At 65.3% G+C, this 4,279-nt stretch carries 3 protein-coding genes; 2 read left to right on the forward strand and 1 reads right to left on the reverse strand.

The features are described 5' to 3' along the window. Positions 1-314: 314 nt before the first annotated feature. Entirely contained in the window at positions 315-2,387 is a 2,073-nt protein-coding gene (locus AC1DYX_RS28530) for a beta-galactosidase (RefSeq protein WP_477265188.1), read from the forward strand. Between the two features lie 129 nt (positions 2,388-2,516). Here the strand turns inward: AC1DYX_RS28530 and AC1DYX_RS28535 are convergent, their stop codons facing one another. Next, positions 2,517-3,530 carry a YeiH family protein gene (locus tag AC1DYX_RS28535; RefSeq protein ID WP_477265190.1) on the reverse strand — a complete coding sequence of 338 codons (1,014 nt, stop codon included), beginning with the start codon at positions 3,528-3,530 and terminating at the stop codon, positions 2,517-2,519. 92 nt (positions 3,531-3,622) lie between these two features. Here AC1DYX_RS28535 and AC1DYX_RS28540 point away from each other — a divergent pair. After that, positions 3,623-4,279, forward strand: a 657-nt coding sequence (locus tag AC1DYX_RS28540) for a LysR family transcriptional regulator (RefSeq protein WP_477265192.1), incomplete at its 3' end; no start/stop codon positions are given.

Below are 4,279 nucleotides of genomic sequence, written 5' to 3' on the forward strand. Positions count from 1 at the left end.
GTTCAAGGAAGAATACGGTTGCACGCCCAAGGTGTTCAAGGGCGTGGCACCCCGGAGCGATGCGCTACCGGACAGTGACGGCGTCGTGCCTGCAGACTTGGCGCCACCAGAATACGTCGAACACGCCCGACAAGATTTGCACGATTCATGATAAATCCTGCATTCTTGCAGAAAACCTCGGCATTATCGCTATTCGAGCACGTAACAGCACACTTACGCTTTTGTGCCCGGGGGTATCCCGTCAATCTCAAACATAACTGCCAATGAATGCTCGAACCCAGTGCGAGCCTTTCGCCGCCTCTACCCTTAAACACATGATTTCCATTTCGTTGTCCGCAAAGGTCCGATTCGTCGCACCGATCGCGCTGGCGGTGGCCGCGCTGACCGCATCGACATCCATCGCTCAGGCCGCGCCCCAGGGCTGGCCGGGCGATGGCCAGCTGTTCGTGGGCACGTGCTACCAGCCGGTTGACCGCTCCACCGAGCAGATCGTGCGCGACATCGCCCTGATGAAGGAGGCTGGCTTCAATGTCGTCCGGATGGGCGACCTGTCCTGGGATTATTTCGAGCCTGAAGAAGGCAAATTCACGTTCGCCGCCTTCGACCGCATCCTCGATGCGATGCAGGCCAATGGCATCAAGGTGATCGTGGACATTCCCGGTACGCCGGCGCCGCTCTGGCTGCATCGTAAATATCCTGGCGTGAACCTGGTGAATGCGCAGGGCGCAGTCGTGCATCCGGCGGAACGCTACATGCTGGACATCAGCGACATGGATTACCGCCGCCATGCCGTGCGCCTGGCCGAAAAGATGATGCAGCGCTACGCCAAGCATCCGTCCGTCCTGGCCATCGGCTTCGACAACGAGATCGGCAATACCTTCATGTCGTATTCGAAAGCCGACCGCGCGCGCTTCATCACTTGGCTCAAGCGTAAATACGGCACGCTCGACGCCTTGAACCGGGCCTGGGCGACCCAGCGCTGGTCGCGCCACCTGTCGTCCTGGGACGAGGTGCAACTGCCGTACGCGGACGGCCCCGGCCCGGCGGAGCGCAATCTCGACCTGCGCCGTTTCTGGTCCGACATCACGGTGGACGTGCTGCGCGACCTGGAAGCCGTGCGCAAGAAATATGCGGCAGACAAGCCGGCGATCTCGAACCTGTGGGACAGTGCGCCGCGCAAGAGTTTCGATTACCTGTCGACGTATCGCGACTACGCGAACTACGGCGCCATGGGCTTCTATCCCGGCGAGCCGATCTCCGCAGGCTTCGAGGCGCTGATGATGAAGGCGGGCCTGGACACGCCCATCTGGTTCAATGAATTCACGGCGGGCGGTGGCGGAAATTACGGCACCAAAGGGCGCTCGCGCATGTGGGCCCATTTCGGCCTGCTGATTGGCGCCCAGTCGGCGATGGCCTGGACGTTCAATTCCCACCTCGGGGGCGAGGAACAGATGTTGATGGGCCTGCTCGATCATGACAGCAAGCCATCCTGGAAGCTGGGGGAATTCGCCACGATTGCCCGCGAGTACAAAACGTTGGAAGGGATGGGCTTCCCCCGTCATACTGCACCCAAGGTCGCATTCGCGTATTCCTTCGACAGCCGCAACGCATCGAATCCGCCGGGGCCATCGAACACCATGCGCCAGTACTTCACGATCCCGTACCTGGATCAGATCCACAACGCGTTCGCGCCCGTCTTCAACGACAACATCGACACGGCCGTGATCAACGTCGGCCACGACGACCTGCGGCGCTACAAGATGGTCGTGGTGGCGGCCGACGTCGTCATGGACAAAGAAAGCGCGGATGCACTGCGCCGTTACGTGCAGGACGGTGGTACGGTCGTGATGACGGCGTTCTCGGCCAAGGTCAACGAGACGGGCCAGGTGTTCGACACGCCGCTGCCGGGCCGGCTCAGCGACGTGTTCGGCCTGCGCACCAGTGAGTACTACAATGCGGCGGCACCGCTCGAAGTCGGCTTCGACGGCAAGACGGTCGCCACGACCACGACCTTCTACGAAGTGCTGGAGCCATCCACCGCCAAGGTCGTCGCGCGCCTGACGAACGTCGCAGATTCTCCGCCCGCCATCACCGAGAACCGCTACGGACAGGGTAGGGCGATCTACGTCGCCACGCCCGCGCAGCGCCCCGTCATGCAGGCCTTGTATCGCACCCTGTACGGCTCGCTGGGCATCACGCCCGGCCCGCAGACGCCCGAAGGGGTCTATGCCCGCGAGGTGGACGGCCGCACGTTGTATGTCAACACGACGACCAGGCCGCAGGAGATCAAGCTGGATGGCGCCGCAACCGGCGTGCTGGGCGGCCAGGTGTGGAACGGCACGCTGCGGCTTGAACCCTATGGTGCGGAACTGCTGCGCAAGCAGTAACAGCGGATCACTCCGGCATTGGCCGGCCGGGAGCGGACAGCCCGGCCGGCGTTTCGTCCTGCAGCACAATCGGTTCGGCGACAGTTTATCCAGACAACGCTCCCTTGGTAAACGTGCAACATTACGCCCTCAACGGATCTCCAGCAGCGCAATCAACCCCCAACTGATCAGGCCCAGTCCGACCAGCGACACGACGACCGTCATCGTCACCTTGCCGCCCGCACGCAGCACGGCGCGCGCGTCGACGCCCAGGCCGAGGGCGGCCATCGACATGCTGGTCAGCCATCCGGACGCCACATGCGCCGGTTCGAACACCACGGCCGGCAGCGCGCCGGCGGAGCGCAGCGTCATCAGGAGGAGGAATCCGACGATGAACCACGGGACGAGCTGCGCGAGCCGCGGCGCCGACCGCCTGCCGCCCGTGCGCCGGCACATCGCCAGCGCGAGCACGAGCACGACGGGGCCGAGCATCAATACCCGCATCAGCTTGACCAGCGTGCCGACCTGCAGGCTCGCCTGCGACACCGGCGCCGCCGCGGCCAAGACCTGCGGCACGGCATACACGGTCATGCCGGTGAAGACGCCATATTGAAGTGGCGTCAGCGCGAGCACCCGGTCGAGCAGCGGCAGCATGAGCACGACGACGACACCCAGCACGGCCGTGAATGCGATCGAGGATGCGACGTCCCTGCCGTCCGCATCGATGACCGGTGCGACGACGGCGATGGCCGAGTTCCCGCAAATCGAATTCCCGCACGCGACCAGCACGGCCATCTCGTGCGGCAGCCGCAGCAGGCGGCCGACGGCGTAGCTGAACATGATCGCCAGGACGACCGCGAGCGCGATCCCGCCCAGCAGCGGCAGGCCATGCGCAGCGATCGCGCCGGCGCTGACGGACGCGCCGAGCAGCACGACGGCCAGCTCGAGCACAGCCTTGGACGAGAATCGCACGCCGGCCTCGCACGATGCCGGCACCGTCGCCAGCGTGCGCACGAGGGTCCCGAGCAGGATCGCGAGCACGAGGTTCTCGAGCCATGCGTGGCCGAGGACGACGGTCTCGGCGCGCTCCAGCAACGCGGCGGCACCGGTGACGGTCGCGCTCAGCGCGATGCCGGGAATGAGTCGAAGGATGTGATGGCTCATGTCGCGCTCCTGGTCGAGCCTGCAGTATCGGCTCGACAGTTTCGTTCGGTCCATCTTAAAATTCCGCACGAACCATATACAAAAATCGAACGATGACACTCGACCAGCTTCGCATCTTCGTGGCCGTCGCCGAACGCCAGCACCTGACGCAAGCGGCGGACGCCCTCGCGCTGACGCCATCCGCCGTCAGCGCGGCCATTCGCGGGCTGGAGGAGCGCTACGGCACCCGGCTGTTCGACCGGGTGGGACGGCGCATCGAAGTGAATGCGGCCGGCCGCATCTTCCTCGACGAGGCCCGCGCGACGCTGGCCCGTGCCGCCGGCGCCGAGCGGGTGCTGGTCGAACTGGCGGGCCTTGCGCGCGGCGCGCTGGCGATCCAGGCCAGCCAGACCATCGCCAGCTACTGGCTGCCGCCGCTGCTCGTGCGCTTTCGCGAAACGCATCCGCAGATCGACGTGCGGCTGGACGTTGGCAACACGCAGTCCGTGGCCGATGCGGTGCGCGAGGGGCGGGCCGATCTCGGTCTCGTGGAAGGCGCCGTCGACGACGCCGCGCTCGTCGCCCACGTCATCGGGCAGGACCGCATGGCCATCGTCGTCGCGCCCGGTCATCCGTGGACGCGCAAGCGCAAGCTGAGCGCCGCCGACCTGCAGTCGGCACGCTGGGTCATGCGCGAGGCGGGATCGGGTACGCGATCCGCGCTGGAAGAAATCCTGGCGGGAGAGGGTGTGGACCTGGCTGCGCTGGAG

It is taken from the genome of Massilia sp. P2_C2 (genome assembly GCF_056404615.1).

Coding starts and splice junctions, on each gene's coding strand:
- AC1DYX_RS28530 (WP_477265188.1), top strand. CDS start 315: ATGATTTCCATTTCGTTGTCCGCAAAGGTCCGATTCGTCGCACCGATC.
- AC1DYX_RS28535 (WP_477265190.1), bottom strand. CDS start 3,530: ATGAGCCATCACATCCTTCGACTCATTCCCGGCATCGCGCTGAGCGCG.